The sequence below is a fragment of the Virgibacillus sp. SK37 genome (assembly GCF_000725285.1).
Taxonomy (GTDB): domain Bacteria; phylum Bacillota; class Bacilli; order Bacillales; family Amphibacillaceae; genus Virgibacillus_Q.
In genome coordinates this window covers 730,441-754,961 of record NZ_CP007161.1, presented here as the reverse complement: position 1 = coordinate 754,961, position 24,521 = coordinate 730,441, and the positions used below count along the sequence as shown (strand labels likewise).

Genomic DNA, 24,521 nt, shown 5'->3' with positions numbered 1-24,521 from the left:
CCTCGCCAAGCGAGGTGAATCGGTGTTACCGCGCATCGCGGCGGTCTTAACCGATCTCCTTTTCATAACGAGATAAAGGATGTATATAGGGAAATTCACAAACATGTAACAGCAGGCAAGCCACCTGCTGTTTTGCTATTTCTTATTTCTCTTCCGAACATCCGACTATCCTTGATAACGGAATCAAACTACTTTACTTCTTCCAATAAAGAAATTGGAATTGCTTCTTCTGCTTCGAATTCTTCCTGAAGAAGGTTCCTTCTATGCCCCCAAGCAAAGACCCCGTTCACATAGTTTATTTTAAATGTATACCCTGGATCATTCTTCAGCACATATACTTCCCCTGCGATAAAGTCCTCCGGATTCAACGTATATGCTAAGGCAACCTGCATCTTTCGCTCATTTACCGCAACTTCTGATACATTACCAAGCTGCTCCGCTTTCTGTGCCTTCTCCTTTAACTTACCGATTTCCGCTCTTAATTGTTCTATTGTATAATCACTATATCTATAATTATTTGCCATCGTTAAACACTCCTCCTACCTATCATTTTACATTTTACCAATTGTTTAAGACAATGGGAATAATGTTGTCTAAATAAGGACTGGAATTTTCATACAAGAGGAGTGATATAATGCCAAATGCAGCTATTACAGGTGCAGGTACCGGGTTAGGAAGAGCCTTGGCAATTGAATATGCCGCAAAGGGATATAAATTATTTCTACTCGGAAGAACAGATACAAAACTACAAATTGTAAAAGAAAAAATAATGCAAGCTGGTGGTCAGGCAGAAGTTATTCTATGTGATGTTAGAGAACAGGCTTCTGTGAGCATTGCCTTCCAGCAAATAGGTAAACTTGATCTATTTATCAATAATGCAGGAACAGGTATCTTTGGACCTCTAAATAATTATTCATTGGAAGAAATTGAGAACATCCTTGATACCAATGTAAAGGGAACAATATTCACTGTTCAGTCAGCTGCCCCACTGATCAAAGAAAGTAAAGGTAGAATATTGACGATTATATCTACTGCAGGGTTACGCGGTAAAAAGAATGAATCATTATATTGTGCAAGCAAATTTGCAATTCGGGGATTTACGGAAAGCCTTCAGAAAGAGTGGGAAGATGAGGAATATACAATCACATCTGTTTATATGGGTGGAATGAATACGCCGTTCTGGGATGAGTCAACCCATGTAAAGGATGCTTCCGGTCTGCAAAGCCCTCAATCTGTAGCAAAAAAAATTATTGAGCAGGATGATGGTAGGAAGGAAATAATTATCGATAAATAGAAGTTGTAGTTAAGGATGTACAAAGCCGTGCATCCTTTTTATTCTAGCTAACTTTCATTCCCTTCCAGTTCTATCATCCAAAAAGCGATTGATCGATTCCAGAGAAAAGCCCTTGCGATATAAACCTTCTTTTACTTTGTTGCGAAGATAATACCCTTCTTCCTTTCTGGAATGTTTGTGCCACAGCTTTTCTCCCTGGTATAAAACTGCCTCCCATTCGGCTTCTCCATCTTGGGTCTCTTCCATGTTCGCTACAGCCTCTTGGATCACTTCCTGTGTAAATCCTTTTTGAACCAGATTAGCCTGTGCTTGCTGTAATTGTTTGCGATAAGAATCCTTTTTCTTTTGATTCATTTTTTTGTTAATCCACTTAAGAACCTTCTCGTATTGCTCCTCGAAAGAATAATTTTCTGTCGCTTGGCCAGCAATGTCAGCAGCGACTCCCTTCTCTATCAGTTCTTTTTTTATAAGCTTGGGTCCTTTAGATGATGTGTTAATGCGAGATCGTACAAACATTTCAGCAAATTGACGATCATCCACCAGGTTTTCTTTCTCCAGTTTTTCCATAATAACGGGTATGTGTTTCTCATCAACCTCTTTTTTTAACAAATAATCACGGATTTCTTTTTTTGTACGCATACGGTAGCTTAAAAAGTTGATCGTTTGGGTATATGATTTATGTATCGTATCTTTTTGGACAAGCATAGCAATCGTGGAAGCATCCAGCTCCATATTTTTACGTAGCTGATACTCAACTAGTATAGCTTCATCCACACTAAAGCCATACGTTTCTTTTTGGCCATCATCCAAGAAGATATTATACCGGTTCTTATTTTTCTTTTGTGTAGTGATTCGGGAAATCTTCATAAACACCTCACCCCCTTTCCCTATAGTAACATGTAAAGATTATCCGGACACTACAATAAGAATCGAAAAATAGCATATAATAGAATGAAGATTTAGTATTAATAGCATAAGGCAGGTGACAAAAAATGAACATATTAATAACCGGAGGAACAGGGTTTGTTGGAAAGCATCTTACTGAATCACTGCATAAAAAGGACCACCATACGTACATACTTACCAGATCTCCTGAAAATAAAAAGAATACAAATCTCACTACTTTCATCGGCTATGATTATCCTGTAGAAGAGCTCCCTGTAATACATGCGGTAGTAAACCTGGCAGGAGAGTCCTTATTCGGATATTGGTCAAAGAAGAAGAAGGATGCTATTCTATCCAGTCGCATTAAAACAACAAATCACGTTATAGATTTGCTGCAAAAAATGAAAACAAAGCCGGAAGTTCTTATTAGCGGGTCAGCTGTCGGCTATTATGGTACTTCAGAGGACCTCATTTTCACTGAGGCAACAAAACAAGCGGGTAATGACTTCCTAGCTGATGTTTCCTCTCAATGGGAAAAGGCGGCAAAAAAAGCAGAGGATTTTAGTATTCGCACTGTCTTTACCAGATTTGGAGTAATATTAGGTGAAGAAGGTTCTTTACCCTATATGCAGCTTCCCGTAAAACTGTTTGCGGGAGGAAAAATAGGCAATGGAGAACAATGGCTTTCATGGGTGCATGTTGAGGATGTTGTTAGACTAATTGAGTTTTGTATATTCAATAAAGAAATGAAGGGACCCGTTAATGCGACTTCTCCTCATCCTAAGAGAAACAAGGATTTCATGCGTTCGCTTGCCAGTGTGTTGCATCGTCCATACTGGTTGCCGGTACCTTCACCTCTTATCCGGCTCGTTGTTGGAGAAATGGCGATACTAATTAATAAAGGACAATATGTATTGCCTCAGAAGGCGCTAGATCACCGTTTTGAATTTAGCTTCCCTTCCCTTAAAGAAGCCTTGCAACATATTGAGCAAAAACGCCAAAAACCTAACAAATAAATTGATAAAGCTTCATTTATTTTTTCAACAAAAAAACATTCATTTTGACAAAAAAAGTGATTCCCTTTTTCAATAAAACTGTGTAAAATGAAAGTATCAAATTTATTGCTTAAAGCATAAATTACGAAAGAGATGAAATTTATAAAACATAAAACGTGTAAATTAAATAGGGAAGGCAAATGGTGCGCCACCAGCTTCTGCTGGTTCTAGTGGGTTCGATTCCCACCCCGAATTTTTGTTGAACGTTAACTAAAAATTCGAGGGTGGGCGCTGACTAGATTTCCTTAAAGGATATGTAGCATACCCACCTGGACGTAGGAGGGTATTTTTTATGTTAAAAAAGCGTGATTTGCATGAAGTGCCAGTATTATACCAGTTGATGTCTCACCCGGACGTCTTTCCCTATGTAAGACATAAAGCAGCTTCAAGCGATGAATTTTATTTTGTTACGAAACAAACATTAGAAGCCGAAGAAAATGGTGAGCTTATTTCCCGCACCATTACTGATGAAAACTATCATCCTATTGGCACAATCAATTTATTCGACATACAAAATAATCATGGATTTCTAGCCACATGGATTGGTCAGCCTTATTTCGGAAAGGGTTATAACAAAGTAGCAAAGGAGCAATTTTTTGATGAATTATTTTATGTACACGGTATTGAAGGGATCTTTATGAAAGTACGTAAAACAAATAAACGTTCCTTGGGAGCAGTGCTAAAACTACCCTATGCTGCACTTGCAAACTCTACTTATCCACAATTATATAACCAAATTAATAAAGATGCTGATGTGTATGATTTATTTATTATTACTAAAGATCACTATCTGTCATACCAACAATTTGCTAATGCGGAAAGCAATCTAACAGAAGAAGATGCAATATAATAGTATATTTTTCTTCATTTATACCTATCCTATATTAGAAAAGCCCAAGCGCCTCACCAAAAATTGTTATAGGCTTTGCATAGTCAGACACTGGTGCTGGGCATGCACCGAACTTAGATATTACTAAAAGATAGGGTGGTTATATGAAACTGAACTCAAAGAGCAATCAGAGAGAACGTTTTCTCTCCAAAACCCAAGAAGTGCTTTACCAAAAGGAATTCAAGCAAGCTGACCAAGTATATAGACAGTTATCAAAAAAGGGAAGCCGTGGATAATACCAGCTTCCCTCTTTTATCCACATTTATACACGAGTTGTGGGTAAAAGCTAAGAAGCCTGCTGGAATAAGCATTAGTTATCAACAGATCTTTTCCACATATGTGTGATCTTCTGTGGATAAAGTGGATAACTTTTCTGAGTAACTAAGGAGAAGTAAGTTTGGAGCTGCTATGCCTGTGGATAAATAATCTTTGTTGTTTTCTGTAGAGAATCTTCTGCAGCTGTAAATGCTTCATAAATATTCGAACCAAATCCATAGCCAACAGAAAGCTGCGAGGTAATAAACTGCAGTACTGTTTGCCAAATAACTATTTTCTTTACGTTCCATAAATAAATATGTAACGTTTCTTTATTTTGGATTTCAATTTCAAAATCTTCTTCGTAAAAAATAAGACGCAAAATCTTACATATAGCTAAACTAGTAATATCCTCATGCTTAATGATTATACAACTGGTCAAATATATCCCCTACTTTCGTTCTTATTTAGTACATTTTACTATATGTTATTATTAAGAACAAATTTTCAACAGTGCTCATGCATTTACATGATACGATTAAAAGTACTTATAAACATAAATCTTACAAAATAGCTGAGTGTGATAACATGAGTGTTGATCAAATATCGTATAATATAAGATTTTTTAGAGACCAACAGAATTGGACACAAAAAGAATTGGCTGAAAAGTTATCTACTTCCCGTTCCGTTGTTGCTAAGTGGGAGAGTAATACTGTTACTCCAGATGTAAATGCACTTATCAAACTGAGCAATTTATTTAGTGTATCACTTGATCATCTTACCGGGAATCATACTTTTCGAGACGATTTATTAAAGGATTTCAAACGAATCTATAGTTCCCCCTCAAAGAGTTTTGATGAAGATGTAGTAGAACTTGTTGAATATCTGATGACACACCCTAAGCTTAAAAAAGATATTTATCGTTTAAAAGATTTATCGAATAAAAAACAACAATCCATACATAATCTTCTAAGTGAACTAATTGATCAAATAGAGCAAATTTAAAAGGACGAGCTGAAAAAAATTTCAGCTCGATCTTTTTTTTGGTATATATGTTGGAATTACCCAATGATTGGTAAAATAGAAAAACTGAATTGACTTGGAAGACCATAAACAATTACTTAAAAAAATGTATGGCAGATTATCTTGCCCTCCTGCTGATTTATTTCTCCTCCGGCGGATACTTTTGCTCTCCTGCCGATTGTCTCCTTCACTACTTCGCATTATCCAATACCGCCTCCCACCCTTAGGCATGCCTATAAATTCAACCTTTTTATAGAGAATAAATTCCCTTGACACTCTGTGTTATCTGTTATACATTAAATATAACAGATAACACAACGTAAAGGGTGTGGCATAAGTTGCTTATACAATTGGATTTTGAATCCAAGGAACCAATATATTTACAATTAATCCATCAAATAATTGAAGGGATTGCCAAAGGCCAGTTGAAACCTGGCGAAGACTTACCATCTGTGCGTTCTCTCGCTTCAGATATTGGGGTAAATCTTCATACAGTTAATAAATCGTATCAACAGTTGAAACAGGAAGGATTTATTTTAATTCACCGGCAAAAGGGTGTCGTAGTAAACCCTGAGGGTGTACCTTCAGCAACTACTGCTTATATAAAGCAGCTTTCACATAAGCTTCGTCCTCTAATCTCTGAATCAATCTGCAGAGAAATGGATGAGCAAGCCTTTTTAAATGTTTGTAGTGATTTATATAAAGAATTTATGACAGAAAGGCAGGGGAATTAAATGGAAGTGGTACCAATCCTTCTTTTGCTAGTTATCCAGATTCCAGTTTATATTTCAATTATTTTTATCCCGTATTGGACCAGAAAGACAGAAAGTTTTGGGATCTCCATCCCGGAAGAAGTATATTTTAACAATGAGCTAAAGAAAATGCGCAAAAGTTATGCCTGGTGGACTGGGATTCTGAGTATAGTGGTAACAATCGTATTTATTTTATCAGCTACTACTCTCGACACAGAAAAGAAAATCAGCTTATTTTTTAGTGGCCTACTTATCTTGTACATTATTAGTAGTTTTTTCATTTATATTCACTTTCACAAACAAATGAAACAACTAAAAGATCAAAATAATTGGGTGAAAATTAGAACCCAGCAAGTCACAATTAATACAGAATTTCGCCGGCAAAAACTAACCTATTCCAATCTATGGTTTATTGTAGCGTATGTATTAGCTTTTATAATGATTTTAATCACTTTTCAACTTTATGATCGTATACCAGAGCGAATACCTACCAAATATAATTTTTCTGGAGAGGTAACTAACTGGTCAACAAAATCGTATCGATCTGTACTTATGATGCCTATTATGCAAATTTATTTAACATCACTTTTCTTATTCATTAATGTAATGATTGCAAAGGCGAAGCAACAAATTAGTACAACAAACCCAGAGGACTCCATCAGACGAAATATCATTTTCCGACGAAGATGGTCTCTATATACCGTTATTTCCGGAATAGCTATGAGTATTTTATTTTCTGCGATTCAAGCATCCTTCATTTTTCCGATTAACCAGAAATGGTTGGTATTACTATCCATCATTATTTCTATTATGTTGACACTTGGAGCCATTTTGCTCGCGATTACCACTGGGCAAGGAGGAAGTCGTTTAAGTAAACCATCAGAAGGCCAACAATTATCCATAGACAGGGATGATGATAAGTATTGGAAGCTAGGTCAGATTTACTTTAATAAAGATGATCCTGCCTTATTTTTAGAAAAAAGATTTGGTATCGGCTGGACGGCAAACATGGCAAGACCAATGTCTTGGGTTATATTGCTGGCTATTATTCTTTTAGCAATAGGGATACCTTTGTTATTAAATTTATAAATATTAACCTTTTATCGGCTTCGAAGAATGGAAGGTAGAACAGAAATTACTATAAAATACCGATTGGAGTGGTAATATGCAAGAAATCTGGAGTTCCATAAACTGGGCAGTCATCGCCCCATTGATTGTTATTCAAGGTATATTATTAATTATTGCACTAATTGACTTGGCAAAAACAGCACAAACTAACGGCCCTAAGTGGTTGTGGTTCCTTATAATTGTTTTCATTAATATCATTGGTCCAATCCTTTATTTCCTGTTTGGCAGGAGGCAAGGATAAATGAATTTGTTAACCGTAAAAAACTTATCTAAAAAATATCGGGATACCTATGCTGTGAAAGATGTTGAATTCGCGTTTCCCTCCCAAACTTGTATTGCTTTACTCGGCCCTAATGGTGCTGGAAAAACAACTATTCTTCGTATACTAGCAGGGCTTTTGAAACCCACTTCCGGTGAGATTATATTTAACGAACATGAGCAGAGGAAGGACTTCCGTTCTGATATTGGTTATTTACCACAACACCCTGTCTTCCATGAATGGATGACAGGGAACGAATTCCTCATTCACAGTGGAAGGCTTGCTTTATTATCTAAAGAAGAAGCAGCTAAGCGAGCAAATCAGTTATTGGATAAAGTCGGCATTTCTGAGGCTAAGAACCGGCAAATTGCAGGATATTCCGGCGGTATGAAACAACGCCTTGGTATTGCTCAAGCCATTATTCACAAACCAAAATTATTGCTTCTAGATGAACCAGTGTCATCTTTAGACCCAATCGGCAGAAGAGAAATATTAAATTTAATGCAACAATTGAAGAAAGAAATGTGTCTTCTTTTTTCCACTCATATTCTGACAGATGCTGAAGAGATTAGTGATGAACTACTTTTATTAAACAGAGGTAAGCTATTTGAATCAGGTAAACTGAGTGATTTATGGCAAAAATATCAAACTGCTACTATTGACATAGAATTTAAAGACAATTCAACTGCTTACCTTGAAAAGCTTCTTCGTATACCCTCGATCATTAACGGCTACAAGGAGCAAAATACTATCCGTCTCACGGCGGAAGACATTTCTAAGGCACGGAAGGATATTTTAATAAAGGCTGTGCATGAAGAATGGCCCTTGGAATATTTTTCAATCAATAAAGCTTCCTTGGAAGAATTGTTTATAAAGGTGGTGAATGGATAATGCAATGGTCAGCTCTTTTTAAAAAAGAAATGCTGGAAAACTGGCGGAATAAAAAATGGCTCTGGTTTCCACTAGTAATGATTTTGATAGCTATCATGGATCCTATCTCCAATTATTATTTACCACAAATTATTAAATCGGTAGGCGGGCTACCAGAAGGGGCTGTCCTTGAATTACCTGAATTTACGCCGGTAGAGGCTATCATGATGAGCTTAGGCCAGCTAAGCAGCTTGGGAGTTTTGATAATTGTGCTAATATCCATGGGTTCAATCGCTTCCGAGAAAAAAAGTGGGGTTATTGAATTAATTCTTGTGAAGCCTGTTTCCTACGCAAATTACATTACAGCAAAATGGGCATCCCTGTTCGTGTTAATATGGACAGCACTCTTCCTTTCTTTAGTTTGCAGTTGGTACTATATTAATATTTTATTTGGATCGTTTTCCTTGCTTCAGTTAATACAAGTTACTTTTTTCTATGGAATTTGGCTTACATTAGTAATAACTATCTCTATATTCTATAATTCATTATTTCACACTCCTGGCCTGGTAGCCTTTCTATCCGCTGGAACGGTTATAGCTATGAGCGTGCTCACAAAAGTATTTCATCATATTTTGACATGGAGTCCAAATAAAATCTCGGAATATATTCATACAATGCTCCTTACTGGTGAAATTCCTTCCGAGCTTATTGCTACCTCCTCCATTACAGCTGGATGCATTGGGTTGTTGCTGTTTTTTTCAATAATTATCATACAAAAAAAAGAACTGGGCTCCCGTTAGGGCCCAGTTCTACTTAACTTTCCATATGGTTATTCTTCGTATAAAAATATAGGTGAATAGATAAATAACAAATGCAATCCCTAATAATTGAAAGAAATAAACAAGATCAAATGTTGCATATATCTCTTTAAAAAATTCAAAAATCCAACCTTTAGCAATTCCTAGTAATAGCATAACCATCAGAACTCCAAGTACACTTCCACCACCAGCTAGCCCATACTTATAAAATAAGAGCCCAACCATAAACATGACGGAAAACAGGAAGAACATAATGGATGTATCAATAACAATTCTACTGTACCATGTATCCTCCAAAAAATAGGCAAGGTGTAAAAAATAGAAATTGTCCATCCCGAAGAATCCATTTATATAACTTACTGTCTCTTGTAGTAAACTTGCAAATGTGGAAAATAAAAAAGAAAGGGAAAGAAAAAAGATACCGAAACTAATAAACATATTCCTTCTTGTTGCTCCCATTTTAATGGAAAAAGGGATCGCTTCTTTTACAGATAGATAACCTAAAATTGCACAATAGACATAAATAGGAGCTGTAAGGGAAAATGCCATCATGCCATTTTCTATAGATAGTAGAAAATAGGCTACTGACATGGTCAAAACTAAGATGCTTAATAAGATCGTCCAAAAGATGGCCATAGAATAACGAAAGTCTGTTACATAGAAATATAATAAGCCCTTAAGTTGTTTTTTCATCGTTAAGCTCCCTTCCTTTTATCTGTTAAATACACCATCAAATCCTGGATAGGTATGCTTTCGGCCTGTAATCCTAATTCCGCAGCTTCTTCCCTGTTTCCATAAATATAGGCTGTCATCATACCGGCAATTTGTTTCTTTTCAAGGATTCGCTTATTTTGTATAAAGCTTTCCACTTGTTCTGCGTTTCCAGTTACTGCACAAGTGTGCTCGCGCAGTACATCGGTCTCCTCTTTAACAATTAAATTCCCTTCCTCCAAAATCAAAATTTCTTCAAACATGAGACTGACCTCGTCAATCAGATGTGTGGAAAAAATGATCATTCGTTTTTCTTCCTCATACTCACTTAATAACAGCTCATAGAATTTTTTTCTTGCTACGGCATCAAGGCCAATATACGGTTCATCAAAAATGGTAATAGCTGCCTTGCTAGCCAGACCTACAATAATTCCTAATGATGATTCCATGCCTTTAGATAATGTCTTTATTTTTGCGTTCACATTTAACTTATACTCACGTACCAAATCATCAGCTAATTGCTGATCCCATTTCGGATAAAAATAAGAAAAAATTTTTAGTACGTTTTTGACTTTCAAATCTCGTTTAAAATTATTTCCTTCTTTTATTAAACAAATGGCTTCATTTAACCGTTGATTATCAAATGGATCTTCACCATCAATACGAATTTTCCCTTCTGTTGCCAGGATATTCCCAGCCAGTATATCCATAAAGGTAGTTTTTCCAGCACCATTTCTTCCAAGCAATCCATAAATTTTAGGTTCTTGTAACGTGAAAGATACTCCTTTCAAAGCAATGTTATCCTTGTAACGCTTCGTTAAATTACTCACTTCAATTTTCATCCTCAGGCTCCTCCCTTTTCATTAATTCCATTAATTGTTCTGAAGAAATCTTTAGTTTCCTCGCTTCACTTTTTAATGGGCGGATAAAATTTTCATAGAACGTCTCTTTACGCTTTTCAATTAATATGATTTGCGCATCTTTAGTAACAAACATCCCCACACCTCTCCGTTTATAAAGAATTGATTCAGCAACAAGTTCATTGATTCCTTTAGCAGCTGTAGCCGGGTTTATTTGATAGTAAGCTGCAAATTCATTCGTGGACGGGACTCTCTCTTCAGGCTTCATCGTTCCATTGATAATGGAGTCTTCTATTTGCTCTTTAATCTGAAGAAAAATTGGTTTATTTTCATCTAAAGTATTTTTCATTCGCTCACCTTCGTTGTTTGGTTCATTACTTATGTAATTAACCATATAACTTTTAAAGTGGGAAGTCAAGTTATTTTCAGAAATTAATGAAAAATAATTGTTAGTTTATAACCATTTATATTTTATTAGGTTCTACTGCAAATGTTGGAGAAACGTATTTAGTTATTTCATAGTTGGAGGAAACTGCGAACTAAAGTATATCTCTTTTTTAATGAAGCGGATGGACCCATTGATTTCCGTTACATGCGGACGCTTTCCGCCGGCATGGCCTCAGCCGCTTCCTCCGCTACGCTCCGTCCAGGGTCTTCGCCTCATGCTATTCCGGCAGGAGTCGCCGCATTTCACTCCAATCAATTTGTATGAGCTTTAATATTCCAAATGCGGAGTGGGCCTTTCACTTGTCCTTGACGATGCAAAGATGACCTTTTTACATCTAATACTAAGTTCATTTATTGCTAAAAAGTAACACTTAAGCGGAGGAAAATACGGAGACTTCTGGGGGAGATGAGGCATAGGTGAGACCCCGGAATGCGTTAGCATGAGGAGGCTCATCAGCCACCCCCGAAAAGCGCAGTGTTTTCCGTAGCGGTGGTGTAATCAGATTCAATATTTCAGTGAGCTTTCCAACAACAAAGATATTTTTCATACGTAACTTAAAGACGAAAAGTTACGTCGCAGTTTATTTATTTTCCGAATTATTGAATAACCCCAGCCTATTTATTAGAACCATATTTTAAAACAGCAAAAAAGTATCCCCTTGCATAAGAGGATACTAACTAACTTCTTCTATCATTTTTTGAACTGGATGTTGCTCTGGCTCAACTATATAATTTTTACCGTCAGTTCGTATTACTATATTTCCAAATGCAGCAGTGGAATAAATAAGTGATTTTACTTTGGTCAAATTTCTAATTACCCGATCAACCGGGTGACCATAATCATTCTGCTTGCTATACGTTAATATAGCAACTTGAGGACTTACCTCTTTTAAAAAACCTAACGAAGTACTTGTATTCGATCCATGATGTGCAACTTTTAAAATTTCCGCCTGTAAATTATGTTTTTTAATAAATTCCTTTTCTTGCTCTATCTCCACATCACTCATAAGTAGAAAATCCATTTTATTATAAGTTAACTTTAAAACAATGGAAGATTGATTATTTGTTTTCATTTTCTCAAATGCATTTAGAATCTGTATTTTCAGCTCGCTGTCCACTTTCAGCTGGTCATCAATTTTGGCTATTTGTACAGGGATTTCTTGCTTACGAATCTGACGAACATATTTACCATATGTTCGGGTAGTGTGAAGCTTGCCCGAATCCACTATCTTTTTTATGGGTATCTGACCCATAACATGTGGAAGCCCCCCGATATGATCAACATCGGGATGTGTTACTACAAGCAGATCTATACTCTTGATGCCCTCCTTTTTTAAATATGAAACGATTCTCTCACCAGCATCTGGGGGGCCACCATCAATTAAAATGTTTTTATTCTGAGGGGTTTGGATTAATATACTATCACCCTGGCCTACATCTATAAAATGAACCTCCATATCCATTTGTCTTTCCTTAGCATAAGAAGAAGCCGGAAAAAGAGTAATTACTGTGAAGAAAACGATAAATAGGAAAAAGGTGTTTTTCACCATATCATTCCATCCTTCATAATAGGTTAGCTATAGTTTCACACAATGCTATCCATATTATGAGTAGAAGAGATTTATTTCATTCCTGTAATTGAATTGAATCCTTATTATAAATGATCCAACTTTCTTAGGGATTCAAACCATAGCTATAGTTAATCTGCAGTAAAACGAGTGTATTGCCACAGATATAGTTAGTTCGCATTAGATTTTATTTTGCGAATCACTGGATAACCCCAACATATACATTAAGACCGATAAAAAATTGATAAGTAAAAAAACGCCACATGAGGATGGATTTTCCTCATATGGCGCTTTAACTTACCGATTAAGCTTTTTTTACAATAATATCTTCTTCAATAAAGTCTACATGAACATTTTCTACGTTTTCTTCTTCCAGAATTAAATCAGTTAACTGATCTTCAATCTTATCTTGGATTACTCTTCGTAAAGGTCTTGCGCCAAAGCGGCGGTCGTAGCCAATTCGTACAAGCTCATGCTTTGCTTCCGGTGTAATGGTAATGGAAATATTACTTTCTTCCATATTTTTCTGTAAATCCTCAAGCATAAGATCGACAATTTCCATTAAGTTTTCTTCTGTTAGTTCATTGAAGTTAATAATGGCATCAAATCGATTTAGAAATTCCGGCTTAAAATAAGCTCCCAGGTTTTCAAGAGTAGATACTGATTCGTGTGCCTCTTTATTAAAGCCGACACTAATTTCTTTTACACCAGTACCAGCATTACTAGTCATTATAATGACGGTTTCTTTAAAGCTGACTGTTCTACCCTGTGAGTCTGTTAGATGTCCGTCTTCCATAATTTGCAGGAACATATTCTGTACATCGGGATGCGCCTTTTCAATTTCATCTAATAATAGAATAGAGTATGGGTTACGACGTACTTTTTCTGTTAATTGACCTGCTTCCTCATGACCTACATAGCCTGGAGGTGAACCAATAATCTTAGAGACTGCATGTTTTTCCATATACTCACTCATATCAAGGCGAATCAATGCGTCCCTCGTTCCAAATAGTTCTTCAGCTAATGCTTTCGTCAATTCCGTTTTCCCTACACCAGTGGGCCCTACAAATAGGAAGGAACCTATTGGGCGGTATTTGGACTTCAACCCTGCGCGACTGCGTCTTATGGCTTTCGCTACTTTTTGCACTGCATCCTCTTGTCCGATTACTTTAGCACCTAAATTTGCTGCAATGTTGTTAAGCTTTTCTCGATTTTCTGCTTGTAGCTTAGTTACGGGGATGCCCGTTTTCTCTTCAATAATCAATTCAATATCAGAAATATCTACATCAATAACCTGTGCTTCGTCTTTGGCTTTTTCATACTGCTTTTGCAGTTGAATCTCCTGGTAACGAAGATTTGCTGCACGTTCGTAATCCTCTTTTTCTGCAGCCTGTTCTTTTTCCTTAATAATTTCATTTAACCGGTGCTCAATGGAATCAGAATCTTTCTCCGCATTTTTCAGGTTAAGGCGAGAGCCTACTTCATCCATTAAGTCAATAGCTTTATCTGGTAGAAACCGATCTTGAATATAGCGTTGAGACAATGTTACAAACGCTTGAATGGCCTCATCTGAATAGCGCACTTCATGGAAGCTTTCATAACGATCTTTTATTCCGTTTAGTATTTGTACTGCTTCTTCAACGGAAGGTTCTTTCACAATAATTGGTTGGAAACGGCGTTCTAATGCAGCATCTTTTTCAATTTGACGGTATTCTTTTAATGTAGTGGCACCAATTAATTGCAATTCCCCTCTAGCTAACGCAGGCTTTAAAATATTTCCTGCGTCCATTTGAGAACTTTCAGCAGTCCCCGCACCTACTAACAGATGAATTTCATCCACGAAAAGAATGATGTCCTGGCGAGATTGCAGTTCCTGAATTAGTTGCTTCATACGCTCTTCAAATTGTCCACGTACTCCTGTATTGGCAACTAAGGAAGCTACATCCAATAAATATATTTCCTTGTTCATTAGTTTAGCTGGAACATTACCTTCAGAAATTTTTAAAGCAAGTCCTTCCGCAATAGCTGTTTTACCTACACCTGGTTCTCCAATAAGAACAGGGTTATTTTTATTTCTTCTATTCAATGTTTCAATTACACGTTTTACTTCAATGTCCCGACCGATAACAGGATCAATAAGCCCTGCATTTGCAGCCCGAGATAGGTTTTTTCCTAATTGGTCAATAAGGCCATTGTTATTACCTTGTTTTTGTTTTGTTGTTGTTCCCATTTTTGAAGAACCGTTGCCTTGGAAAAATTGATTAGAAAATGCATCTTGTGCATTTCCACTAAATGATGAATCAGAGAGGTTCATCATTTTACCCTGGATCTCCCGGAAACAAGTATTACATACATGCATTTGCACCTTTTCGTTATTAATTTGCATTGTAACATTAATGCTTGCTGGGTTTACTCCACATTGTTGACATTGCATTTTCCATTCCTCCTATAAGTTATTACATTCGTCTATTTAAATTTGTTAACTACTGGTATATGAAGGTCAATTTCTTAAGTTTGACTTTGACTATATTTGACCTTTGATTCATATTATACTCTGACCTTTTTTGACTTTCAAGTACTTTGATCAAATTTATTTTTGTTTTTCGGAAGACCTTTACTTAGGTTTGTTCCCACTACTACCTATTCCACAATTACCTAAATAAAAAACAGGTGAATCTATTTAGACCCGACCTGTTTTTATTCCTGCTCTATTAACTTTTTACCTTTTCTTTATTACGCAATTCGACTCTTCTTATTTTACCAGAAGTAGTCTTAGGTAATTCCCTCAAAAACTCTATCTTCCTTGGATACTTATATGGGGCAGTCCACTCCTTTACGTGATCTTGGAGTTCTTTGACTAAAGCTGAATCCTCCTGCACTCCTTCTCGTAAAACTACAAACGCTTTAACAACACGCCCTCGAATTTTATCAGGGCTTGCTACAACAGCACATTCTTGAACAGATGGATGTTTTACAAGCGCATCTTCTACCTCAAATGGCCCGATTGTATAACCAGAGCTAATGATAATATCATCACTTCTCCCCTCGAACCAGAAGTACCCGTCCTTATCCTTGGAAGCTTGATCTCCGGTTAAATAGTAATCACCTCGCCGGGACATTTTCGTTTTCTCATCATCCTTATAATATTCTTTGAATAACGCTGGACAATTGATCTTAACTGCAATATCTCCAACTTCGCCAATCTCAGCAGGCTCACCCTTTTCATTAATAATTTCAACATCATTTCCGGGTGTAGGTTTTCCCATGGAGCCAGGTCTTACTTCCATATCTTTCATAATACCAAGTAATAATGTATTTTCTGTTTGTCCATAACCATCCCGTACGGTAATATTAAAATACTTTCTGAAGGTATCAATAACCTCCACATTTAATGGTTCACCAGCAGATACCGCACTATGTAGAGCAGGCAATTGGTAATCATCCAGGTTTTCCACCTTTGCCATTATGCGATATTCCGTAGGTGTACAGCACAGTACATTAATCTCTTTATCCTGCAATAGTTGCAAATACTTTTTTGCATCAAATTTACCATTATACACAAATCCGGTTGCACCAGAACCAAGGACAGATAAAAATGGACTCCATATCCATTTTTGCCAGCCAGGACCCGCTGTTGCCCATACTTTATCTCCTTCATTAATACATAACCAATTTTCTGCAGCTGTTTTGAAATGAGCATATCCCCAACCATGTGTATGTACGACCCCTTTTGGGTTGCCAGTAGTCCCTGAAGTATACGGGAGAAAAGCAATATCATCTCTTGTGGTTGCTGCAATGTCTAATTCGTCAGATGCTTCTTCTTTTAATACATCCAAATTCAACCAACCATCTTGTTCCTTTCCAATAACGAACTTTTTTAATTGCTCATATTCATTGATCCCATTATATTGATCAACAAACGGATAATAGCTTACAACCCCACTTACTTCTCCGTGGGTTACTCTATACTGTAAATCCTTTGTTTTAAGCATTTCAGAACTCGGGATAATTATAATTCCCGTTTTTAATGCTGCCAAATAGACTTCGTATGCTTCTATTAGTCTTGGTATCATAACAAGTATTTTGTCACCTTTACTTAATCCTGAACTCAGGAAAGCGTTACCAATTTTGTTGGTATTTTTAATTAATTGCGTGTAGGTAATATCTTGTTCATTTCCATGCTCATCTTCCCATAATAGTGCCGTTTTACTTGGATCCTTTGCGTATTTTTCCATTTCCATCACAATATTATAATCATTTGGCGCGATTAACTCTTCTCTGTTCACTATGCTCATCTCCCCAACAAAGTTTCTAAATAATTATATCAAAACTTTAGAAAATTTTAAACAGGCAAACTTTTCAATGTTAGCATATCTTTCTCCATTTAAAGTGAAAACATTCCGATATAAATGTTACAATTGAACCATTGATAAAGGAGGCTCTATACATGAGATATAGAAGAAATGCACCCTTTCGATATGTATTTGAACATCCACTTACTGCACGTTTTTATATTTCAAAGGTTAATAATGAAATAGTAAAGACTTCTAATGGCGAAGCTACGATCATTGATATTAGCCCAGAGGGAGCTAAATTAAATACTTCCCTGCGTTTACACCCCTCAGCTGACAATTTGATCCAGCTTACTCTTACCTTTGAGTTAAACAATCAAGAATTTGATATAAGAACAGAGGTCATATGGGAGAAACCAAAAGCGAAATCATATGACTATGGAGTTCAATTTATAACAGATGACATGACCAAAAAACAACTAACAGAGCAGTTAAAAACATATGCAAGGAACCATGTGACAGATAGCATTTGAGAGGAGGCGCCAAATGAGACAAGATTCAATAAAATATGATCAACAAATGATTATGAATGGGATCCAAGATATGCTATTTATTATAGATGTAAAACCAGGCCCCTCCTTTTATTATAATTTTCTTAACCTCGCTGCTATGGAAGGTACTGGTTTATCAGAAAAGGTAATAGGAAAATCGTTTCGTGAAGTGAATGCAGAGTCAAAAGCAAACCTGCTTGAAAAGAAATATAGTTTTACCTGTAAAGAGAAAAGGGTTACTACCTATGAAGATTCTTTTCTCTCTGTTAATAATGAAACATTATACTCCAAGACTACATTAACCCCTCTTTTCAACAAGAATAATGAATGTACTACTATAGTTGCAGTTGTGAAAGATATAACAACGGAAAAAAAAGCAAAGCAAGAAGCAGATAAATCCAGAAAAAAATTGCTTGAAAGCAATCAGCGATACCAATCTCTTTATGCCTATAATTTGGATGCAATTGTGTCTGTTGATTTTGATGGTAAAATTTTAAACGGTAATGCAGCTGCAAGTTCCATCACGGGTTATGATATTGTAGAGATACAGGGAAAGAGCTATTATGAATTTGTTATCCAAGAAGATATCCCTAAAGTGGAGGAACATTTTAATGAAGCTCTTAATGGGAACTTCCAGGAACTCCATTTAGCAATAAAGAGTAAATCCGGGAAAGAAATAAAGCTTATGTTGAAGTTTAATCCAATTATTATAAACACAGAGGTAACTGGTGTTTACAGTATCTTTAAAGACATTACGGAACAGGAGCAAACATTGGATAAATTAAGACAAAGCGATGAGCGTTTTCATATTATATCGGAACATGGACATATACTGATTACGTTATTAGATAAAAACGGAATAATTAAATATGTATCTCCTTCCTATCAAGAAATTTTAGGATATAATTTTGAAGAATATAAAGAGAAGCTGTTTTTGCATAATACCCATCCTGAAGATCGCCCGAAGCTAAATGAACAAATTTTGCAATCCATTAAACAAGGAAAGTCATGTACATTAAAATTTAGACAACAGCATCGTACAAGAGGATGGATCTGGACAGAGATATCTGCTGATCCTATCTTTAATGATGAAGGAAGTTTTGTTCAAATGATGGTTTTAACAAGAGACATTACGATGCAGCGAGAATATGAAAAGCGACTGGAATATTTAGCAATGTATGATTCTCTAACAGAGCTTCCAAATCGGCGCTACTTCAATGAGCATTTAGAAAAAATGGTGAAGGATTTCAATCAAGGTGAGTCATCCGCAATGATCAGTCTCTTTGTGTTGGATATTGACCGTTTTAAAGACATTAACGATAACCTTGGTCATGATACAGGTGATGCTATCATTAAAAAGTTTGCTCAAAGAGTTCTTGCTTGTCTTAAACAGAATCAAGTGATTGCTCGTTTAGGCGGGGATGAATTTGCAATAATGATTTCCGATTGTAAAGAGAAAAATGAAATGATTATGCTGGCTAATCGAATTGTAGATGCCCTTCAAGAACCTTTGAAGATATTTGATATATCTCTTCAGGTAACGAGTAGCATCGGCATTGCTACAGCAAACGCCCCTACTATTACGGAGTATTGCTTATATAAACAAGCCGATCTGGCATTGTATGAGGCTAAAAGAGCGGGAAAAAACACATTTAAAATAAAGGAAGTTAGTGAAATGAAAGAAGGTTGACACTGCTTCCAGCGTCAACCTTCTTCCTTTTATTCCAGACCATAAATCATTTCAGGTATGTGGTCCTTCATCACTAATTCATCTAGACTTTTAAAGCTATATCCTTGTTTTTTTAACTCTGTAATCATATGCTGCAATGCCTCCGCATTATCTGAAGAAACAGTATGCAAAAGGACGATCGCTCCAGGATGAATTTGGTCCATCACCTGTTCAAACGCATATTTCCAGCCTTTCTGCTTCTTTGTATGCCAGTCAATAAACGCTAAGGACCAAAAAATATGGGTATAGCCTAAATCATATGTCCATTTTAATGTTTGTTCACTAAAAGTCCCTCTTGGTGGCCTGACATATCTCATGTCTTTTTGGTCGGACACTTCTGCTACGGCCTTCTCTAACGTCTGCAATTCCTTTTTGATTTTATCTTTATCTATAATGGTAAAATCAGGATGGTGATAGGAATGATTTCCGACAATATGGCCCTCATCCACCATTCGTTTAACCAATTCAGGCTGATCTTTTACATAATGCCCTGTAACAAAAAATGTAGCTGGTACCTTTTCTTTTTTTAATACATCAAGAATATTATCCGTATAACCTTCTTCATACCCATTATCAAACGTTAAATAAATATTTTTTTCTCCAGAGAAATCAGCATAATATGCTCCATACTTATCAAGTATGTCTTTATATTTACCTACATCAGGTATTTCATGATTATTATTTTTCTTGTATCCCCAACCATATCCTCCTGCCAAGGCAGTATGAGGTAAAGAAATAGAAAGGAAAAGTAAGATTGAGATTAGGATTTTCACTATATTTCGCATAACAACCCACCTGTTTTTATCTTACCTTTTCCTTTTATAAGCTTATTTATACCGTTATAAAACGATTGAAGCAATCCAACCAAATAGGAATAAAGGAATATTATAATGTATAAATGTTGGCACTACTGTGTCCCATATATGATGGTGCTTTCCGTCTGCATTCAATCCAGAAGTTGGCCCAAGTGTACTGTCTGAAGCTGGTGAACCTGCATCACCAAGTGCCCCTGCTGTACCGATAAGTGCAGCAGTAGCTAATGGAGAAAATCCTGCTGCTATACATATTGGTACATAGAGTGCAGCTATAATCGGTATCGTTCCAAATGAAGAACCAATGCCTATCGTAACAAGTAGGCCAACAAGTAACAGTACAAACGATATTACGACTTTGTTATCACCTAAAAAACCAGATGATACTTCAACTAAAGCGTTAACTGCACCTGTTTCTTTTAGCACGTTACCGAAACCGGATGCAACTAACATAACAAACGCGATGAATCCCATCATTTTGATGCCGTCTGAAACAATTTTATCTCCCAATTTAAAAGGTACGACAAGAAATAGGAACATAAGAAATAATCCAGTTAGTGCTCCAAAAATTAAATTCTCAAATATGATTTGGATAATTAATGCACCAATGATTGCTAAGATTGTTAGTGCATGAGTTTTGTTGAAGGAAACCTTCTCCACATCAGTTGTAATAGTGGCGTCTGTTCCACCTGCCCCCTCAATCGCAACACGATCTTTACGATAAGAAATAAATACAGCAAACAACAAGCCGACAATCATTCCTGAACCGGGAATAAGCATTGATAATGCTACTTCGCTCATAGATATGGTTGCACCGTTTTGATTCATCCCATCTGCAATTGTTTGGTGAAATATAAGACCAAATCCGGCTGGGATCATAATATAAGGTGCTTTTAATCCAAACGTTAGTGCAGTTGCCACTGCACGACGATCAAGACGCATTTGATCAAAGAGCTTTAGTAATGGTGGTATTAAAATTGGAATAAAAGCAATGTGCACTGGCACTAAGTTCTGTGATAAAGATGCTACACCTGCTATTGCCAAGACCATCATAGTTTTCTTTCCTGACAGCACTCTAATAAGATAATTTACAAGTATGGACGTTATCCCTGTATAACTAATCGCTACTGCAAAAGCACCGAGCAATATATAACTAAGTGCGGTATTTGCTTGACCACCCATGCCATTTACGAGCATATCAATGGAGTCTACAATTGATAAGCCGGACATTAATCCTGCTACAAGTCCTGCTGCGATAATCGCAATGATTACATTCACTCTTAATAAACTAAGTATTGTCATAACAAGTACGGATACAACAACAACCCATTCCATTATTCTTCCCCCTACATTCAGTTCAGTAAAATTTATAAATCATTTAATACTTCACTATGATAAAGTATTAAAGTGTTAAAATCAACCCTTTTTCTTAAATGGATGTATTTGTAAATATTATATGTGTGCGGTATGTTTGATTTTTTGTTCATGAGAAAAGAAGTCTTTCAGGAGGGGAGTGGATAAAACATTATTTATACAATTTCATGTACAGAGTTGGAGTAAACTGCTAACTACCGACAAAACTATCGGCAGCAGAGCTGGAATATCCGCTGCAGAGCGGAAGTATTCGCCGCACATAAGATTAATCAGCTGCAGAGCTAAAGTATGTAAAAATCTAAACTATATCAACAAAAAAACCCCAGGAAATTCTGGGGACTTATTTCAGACTATAGGAAAATGAGACGTGATCCTGAATTGGAATCCATGCACCGATTCCTTGCTTTGTTACATTTTTGATAACAAGTGCTTTTTTGGAGCCTTTTAATTCCAAATAGACTTCTCCAAAAGTTACTTGCCCTTTTTCATTAACAGCAGGTGCATAAGTCTCCAATTCACCAAGCTTTTTTACTGGCACATTATAGGAATTGCTCTTTTTTGTGTTCTTTCCGATAATGGTTTCATACGAAAGCGGTAGCTTCGTTTTGTCTTTAGATGTAAGTAACATCATTTTTTTCACATCGTCAGGGTTAGCAATTTTATTCGTCAAGGCACCTTTTATTTCTTTCTGCTCTTGTTGTACATAGTTTAATTTTTGGTCGGTATCCCCACCAAGATTATTCAACTCGTTTTCATTTATTGGCTGATACTCCCAATTTATTGTTGTTTCTGAAGAATGATAATTCAATGGCCAGCGTCCGAGATAGATCATACCTCGATATCCAATAGCAATTGGTGACGGCTTAATCGTACTTTCGTTGAGCATTTTAATCAAATCTGGATTCTTTATCGGTACCTTTACCTCATCCATTAATTCCTTTGCCAATTCACTAGGTTCGATAACCTCTTGATCTTCTGTGGAATTCGGAAAGGTATTTTCCTTTGAGATATTTAATACGTGACTGGGAATTTCATATTCCTCTTTTGACTTTTCCTTCTTTTCAGCAGCAAGCGTGGATCCAGGGAAAAGCAGTGCAATAGTAAACAAAAGCAAGACTATTTTATTATTCCATTTCATATGTCCATATCCCTTCCTTTTTCCTATAGTTTTTTCGGACATATGAATTTTATACGTTTAAATACAGCTTAATTGCTTAATTCAATTGTTTCTATATTTTCTTCAATTTGAATACTTCCTTCTACAGAACGGACCATTGAGCAATTTTTACGAGAGATTTCCAGGTTTTTTTGCAATTTGGCTGGATCCAGATTCTTTCCTTGAACTTTAAAGTTTAACGTAATCTTTTCTATGCGATTTGCTTCCTCGGGATTTCTCTCCACTTCAGCGGTTATTTGCATGTCATCTACTTCTGTGCGTTGTTTTTCTAAAATTTTACGAAAAACAGAACCACTGCAACCAGCTATGGAAGCAACCATTAGCTGATACGGGCGAAATCCATATTCTTCATTCCCGGATATATCTAAAACACCATACTCTAATTCAGTTCTCAATCCATTTTCCTTCATCACTAATTTCATATTTTACATCCTCCTAAGGTAAATCTTATCTTATATATTCTTTGTACCATAATAACCTATTATTTTACGAATTACTTGTTTGATCATTGACTTGCAGAAAAAAACCAATTAGATTAGAGGACAGATAAAGGTGGGGAACATAAACATGGTATCTGCAAAAACACGTTTTTGGATATTAATATCACTTGTTACAATTTCCGGTTTTTCACAAGGAATGCTTCTACCTCTTCTAGCTATTATTCTTGAGCATGGTGGAATATCTTCTTCTGTAAATGGATTGCATGCTACTGGATTGTATATTGGTGTCATTCTGGCCTCCCCTTTCATGGAAAAACCTATGAGAAGATTGGGCTTTAAACCAATAATCCTTATTGGGGGTATGCTCGTATTTTTATCGTTGGCTCTTTTTCCATTTTGGGAAGCCTTATGGTTTTGGTTTATACTTCGAATGCTTATTGGTGTTGGGGATCAGATGCTGCATTTCGGAACCCAAACATGGATTACCACTACAGCTACGAAGGAAACCCGAGGTAGAAGTATCGCTTATTATGGTCTTTTCTTCGGTCTGGGATTTGCTTTAGGTCCATTGATGACCAGAATGTTATCCGTTAATGAGGCATTACCATTCCTAGCTTCAGCGGGGCTAAGTTTGCTGGTTTGGTCTATGATGTTTTTTGTGAAAAATATGTGGCCCGAGAATGATATGGAAACAGTTACTACTACAAGCTCCATTGGAAGATTTATTCAGACAGGGAAGATTGCCTGGATTGCATTATTACCAGGATTTGGTTATGGATTCCTTGAAGCATCTTTACATGGTATTTTTCCAGTATATGGTCTAAGAATAGGTCATGATGTGAACATGCTTTCTTTAATTATTCCCTGCTTTGCATTTGGAAGTCTTATCACACAACTTCCTTTAGGCATTCTTAGTGATCGACTAGGAAGGAAACCAGTCTTATTATTCGTTTTAGCTGGTGGAGTTATTACTTTTGGTTTAGCAGCATTATTAGAAACTTCTGTTGTAGGGCTGTTCATTTTATTCACCTTGTCGGGAATGTTTGTTGGTTCGTTGTTCTCCTTAGGTATTTCTTATATGACAGATTTACTTCCAGGAGAATTACTTCCCGCTGGTAACCTAATGGTAGGTGTAACCTTTAGTCTTGGAAGTATTAGTGGCCCATTCCTGGGAGGATTATATGTTGAACTTTTCCCTGATCTATCCTTTTTTTATTTAATTATGACCATCTTGCTTCTGATTATGGGAGCCATTTATTTTAAAAAAGCAAATACCTCTTCTATAGGTGAACAAACCGGTTAGACATCGTGCTAACCGGTTTTTTTATATAC

The 24,521-nt window shown here is 36.3% G+C and carries 26 protein-coding genes; 13 read left to right on the top strand and 13 right to left on the bottom strand.

Annotated features, from left to right (window positions below; translation table 11 throughout):
* Window positions 1-188 precede the first annotated feature (188 nt).
* Window positions 189-524, bottom strand: a complete 336-nt coding sequence (locus tag X953_RS03785) for a YfhH family protein (RefSeq protein WP_040954434.1) — start codon at window positions 522-524, stop codon at window positions 189-191.
* 110 nt (window positions 525-634) lie between these two features.
* Between X953_RS03785 and X953_RS03780 the strand changes: the two genes are divergently transcribed.
* On the top strand, window positions 635-1,294 hold the full coding sequence (locus tag X953_RS03780) for an SDR family oxidoreductase (protein ID WP_040954433.1): 660 nt from the start codon (window positions 635-637) through the stop codon (window positions 1,292-1,294).
* A gap of 54 nt (window positions 1,295-1,348) precedes the next feature.
* On the opposite strand, the gene recX is transcribed toward X953_RS03780, so the two are convergent.
* A complete protein-coding gene (gene recX, locus X953_RS03775; RefSeq protein ID WP_040954432.1) occupies window positions 1,349-2,161 on the bottom strand; it encodes a recombination regulator RecX in 813 nt (270 codons plus the stop codon).
* 125 nt (window positions 2,162-2,286) lie between these two features.
* On the opposite strand from recX, the gene X953_RS03770 reads away from it, so the two are divergent.
* The 3 genes from X953_RS03770 (at window position 2,287) to X953_RS19715 (ending at window position 4,359) form a co-directional block, all read left to right on the top strand.
* Window positions 2,287-3,195, top strand: a complete 909-nt coding sequence (locus X953_RS03770) for a TIGR01777 family oxidoreductase (RefSeq protein ID WP_040954431.1) — start codon at window positions 2,287-2,289, stop codon at window positions 3,193-3,195.
* Window positions 3,196-3,526: 331 nt separating this feature from the next.
* Window positions 3,527-4,084, top strand: a complete 558-nt coding sequence (locus X953_RS03765) for a GNAT family N-acetyltransferase (RefSeq protein ID WP_040954430.1) — start codon at window positions 3,527-3,529, stop codon at window positions 4,082-4,084.
* 143 nt (window positions 4,085-4,227) lie between these two features.
* Window positions 4,228-4,359 (top strand): YfhE family protein, encoded by a 132-nt coding sequence (locus X953_RS19715; protein WP_156958440.1) that lies wholly within the window; start codon window positions 4,228-4,230, stop codon window positions 4,357-4,359.
* A gap of 170 nt (window positions 4,360-4,529) precedes the next feature.
* Here the strand turns inward: X953_RS19715 and X953_RS03760 are convergent, their stop codons facing one another.
* Window positions 4,530-4,820 carry a hypothetical protein gene (locus X953_RS03760; RefSeq protein ID WP_040954429.1) on the bottom strand — a complete coding sequence of 97 codons (291 nt, stop codon included), beginning with the start codon at window positions 4,818-4,820 and terminating at the stop codon, window positions 4,530-4,532.
* A gap of 146 nt (window positions 4,821-4,966) precedes the next feature.
* On the opposite strand from X953_RS03760, the gene X953_RS03755 reads away from it, so the two are divergent.
* The 6 genes from X953_RS03755 (at window position 4,967) to X953_RS03730 (ending at window position 9,210) form a co-directional block, all read left to right on the top strand.
* Window positions 4,967-5,383 carry a helix-turn-helix domain-containing protein gene (locus X953_RS03755; RefSeq protein ID WP_040954428.1) on the top strand — a complete coding sequence of 139 codons (417 nt, stop codon included), beginning with the start codon at window positions 4,967-4,969 and terminating at the stop codon, window positions 5,381-5,383.
* Between the two features lie 356 nt (window positions 5,384-5,739).
* Window positions 5,740-6,135: a GntR family transcriptional regulator gene (locus X953_RS03750; RefSeq protein WP_019375448.1), complete on the top strand. Its 396-nt coding sequence runs from the start codon at window positions 5,740-5,742 to the stop codon at window positions 6,133-6,135.
* The gene (locus X953_RS03745) at window positions 6,136-7,242 is read left to right on the top strand and encodes a DUF1648 domain-containing protein (RefSeq protein ID WP_040954427.1); all 1,107 of its coding nucleotides are present in this window, start codon (window positions 6,136-6,138) and stop codon (window positions 7,240-7,242) included. It begins immediately after the preceding gene.
* 76 nt (window positions 7,243-7,318) lie between these two features.
* Window positions 7,319-7,522: a PLD nuclease N-terminal domain-containing protein gene (locus X953_RS03740; RefSeq protein ID WP_040954426.1), complete on the top strand. Its 204-nt coding sequence runs from the start codon at window positions 7,319-7,321 to the stop codon at window positions 7,520-7,522.
* Window positions 7,523-8,431, top strand: coding sequence for an ABC transporter ATP-binding protein (locus tag X953_RS03735; RefSeq protein WP_040954425.1), 909 nt, complete (start codon window positions 7,523-7,525; stop codon window positions 8,429-8,431). It abuts the gene before it with no gap.
* A complete protein-coding gene (locus X953_RS03730) occupies window positions 8,431-9,210 on the top strand; it encodes an ABC transporter permease (RefSeq protein ID WP_052350029.1) in 780 nt (259 codons plus the stop codon). The genes X953_RS03735 and X953_RS03730 overlap by 1 nt, the downstream gene beginning before the upstream one ends.
* Before the next feature lie 9 nt (window positions 9,211-9,219).
* Here the strand turns inward: X953_RS03730 and X953_RS03725 are convergent, their stop codons facing one another.
* From X953_RS03725 to mbcS, 6 genes are all read right to left on the bottom strand, one after another.
* Window positions 9,220-9,921: a hypothetical protein gene (locus tag X953_RS03725; protein ID WP_040954423.1), complete on the bottom strand. Its 702-nt coding sequence runs from the start codon at window positions 9,919-9,921 to the stop codon at window positions 9,220-9,222.
* A gap of 2 nt (window positions 9,922-9,923) precedes the next feature.
* Complete coding sequence (locus tag X953_RS03720) at window positions 9,924-10,781, bottom strand: ATP-binding cassette domain-containing protein (RefSeq protein WP_040954422.1); 858 nt, start codon at window positions 10,779-10,781, stop codon at window positions 9,924-9,926.
* Window positions 10,771-11,148 (bottom strand): GntR family transcriptional regulator, encoded by a 378-nt coding sequence (locus tag X953_RS03715; RefSeq protein ID WP_040954421.1) that lies wholly within the window; start codon window positions 11,146-11,148, stop codon window positions 10,771-10,773. The genes X953_RS03720 and X953_RS03715 overlap by 11 nt, the downstream gene beginning before the upstream one ends.
* A 772-nt stretch (window positions 11,149-11,920) precedes the next feature.
* Complete coding sequence (locus tag X953_RS03710) at window positions 11,921-12,796, bottom strand: ComEC/Rec2 family competence protein (RefSeq protein ID WP_040954420.1); 876 nt, start codon at window positions 12,794-12,796, stop codon at window positions 11,921-11,923.
* Window positions 12,797-13,118: 322 nt separating this feature from the next.
* A complete protein-coding gene (locus X953_RS03705; RefSeq protein WP_040954419.1) occupies window positions 13,119-15,248 on the bottom strand; it encodes an ATP-dependent Clp protease ATP-binding subunit in 2,130 nt (709 codons plus the stop codon).
* A 277-nt stretch (window positions 15,249-15,525) separates the two neighbouring features.
* On the bottom strand, window positions 15,526-17,100 hold the full coding sequence (mbcS, locus tag X953_RS03700; protein WP_040954418.1) for an acyl-CoA synthetase MbcS: 1,575 nt from the start codon (window positions 17,098-17,100) through the stop codon (window positions 15,526-15,528).
* 161 nt (window positions 17,101-17,261) lie between these two features.
* On the opposite strand from mbcS, the gene X953_RS03695 reads away from it, so the two are divergent.
* On the top strand, window positions 17,262-17,639 hold the full coding sequence (locus X953_RS03695) for a PilZ domain-containing protein (RefSeq protein WP_040954417.1): 378 nt from the start codon (window positions 17,262-17,264) through the stop codon (window positions 17,637-17,639).
* Window positions 17,640-17,652: 13 nt separating this feature from the next.
* Window positions 17,653-19,347: a bifunctional diguanylate cyclase/phosphodiesterase gene (locus tag X953_RS03690; RefSeq protein WP_040954416.1), complete on the top strand. Its 1,695-nt coding sequence runs from the start codon at window positions 17,653-17,655 to the stop codon at window positions 19,345-19,347.
* A 29-nt stretch (window positions 19,348-19,376) separates the two neighbouring features.
* Here the strand turns inward: X953_RS03690 and pdaA are convergent, their stop codons facing one another.
* The 4 genes from pdaA to X953_RS03665 all read right to left on the bottom strand — a co-directional run bounded on the left by pdaA (window position 19,377) and on the right by X953_RS03665 (window position 23,171).
* Window positions 19,377-20,171, bottom strand: a complete 795-nt coding sequence (gene pdaA / locus X953_RS03685) for a delta-lactam-biosynthetic de-N-acetylase (protein WP_040954415.1) — start codon at window positions 20,169-20,171, stop codon at window positions 19,377-19,379.
* A gap of 54 nt (window positions 20,172-20,225) precedes the next feature.
* Complete coding sequence (locus X953_RS03680; protein ID WP_040954414.1) at window positions 20,226-21,533, bottom strand: Na+/H+ antiporter family protein; 1,308 nt, start codon at window positions 21,531-21,533, stop codon at window positions 20,226-20,228.
* Window positions 21,534-21,912: 379 nt separating this feature from the next.
* Complete coding sequence (locus tag X953_RS03670) at window positions 21,913-22,710, bottom strand: YfkD famly protein (RefSeq protein WP_040954412.1); 798 nt, start codon at window positions 22,708-22,710, stop codon at window positions 21,913-21,915.
* Window positions 22,711-22,778: 68 nt separating this feature from the next.
* On the bottom strand, window positions 22,779-23,171 hold the full coding sequence (locus tag X953_RS03665) for an OsmC family protein (RefSeq protein WP_040954411.1): 393 nt from the start codon (window positions 23,169-23,171) through the stop codon (window positions 22,779-22,781).
* Window positions 23,172-23,316: 145 nt separating this feature from the next.
* Here X953_RS03665 and X953_RS03660 point away from each other — a divergent pair, with 145 nt between their 5' ends.
* Window positions 23,317-24,492, top strand: a complete 1,176-nt coding sequence (locus tag X953_RS03660; protein WP_040954410.1) for an MFS transporter — start codon at window positions 23,317-23,319, stop codon at window positions 24,490-24,492.
* Window positions 24,493-24,521: the final 29 nt, after the last annotated feature.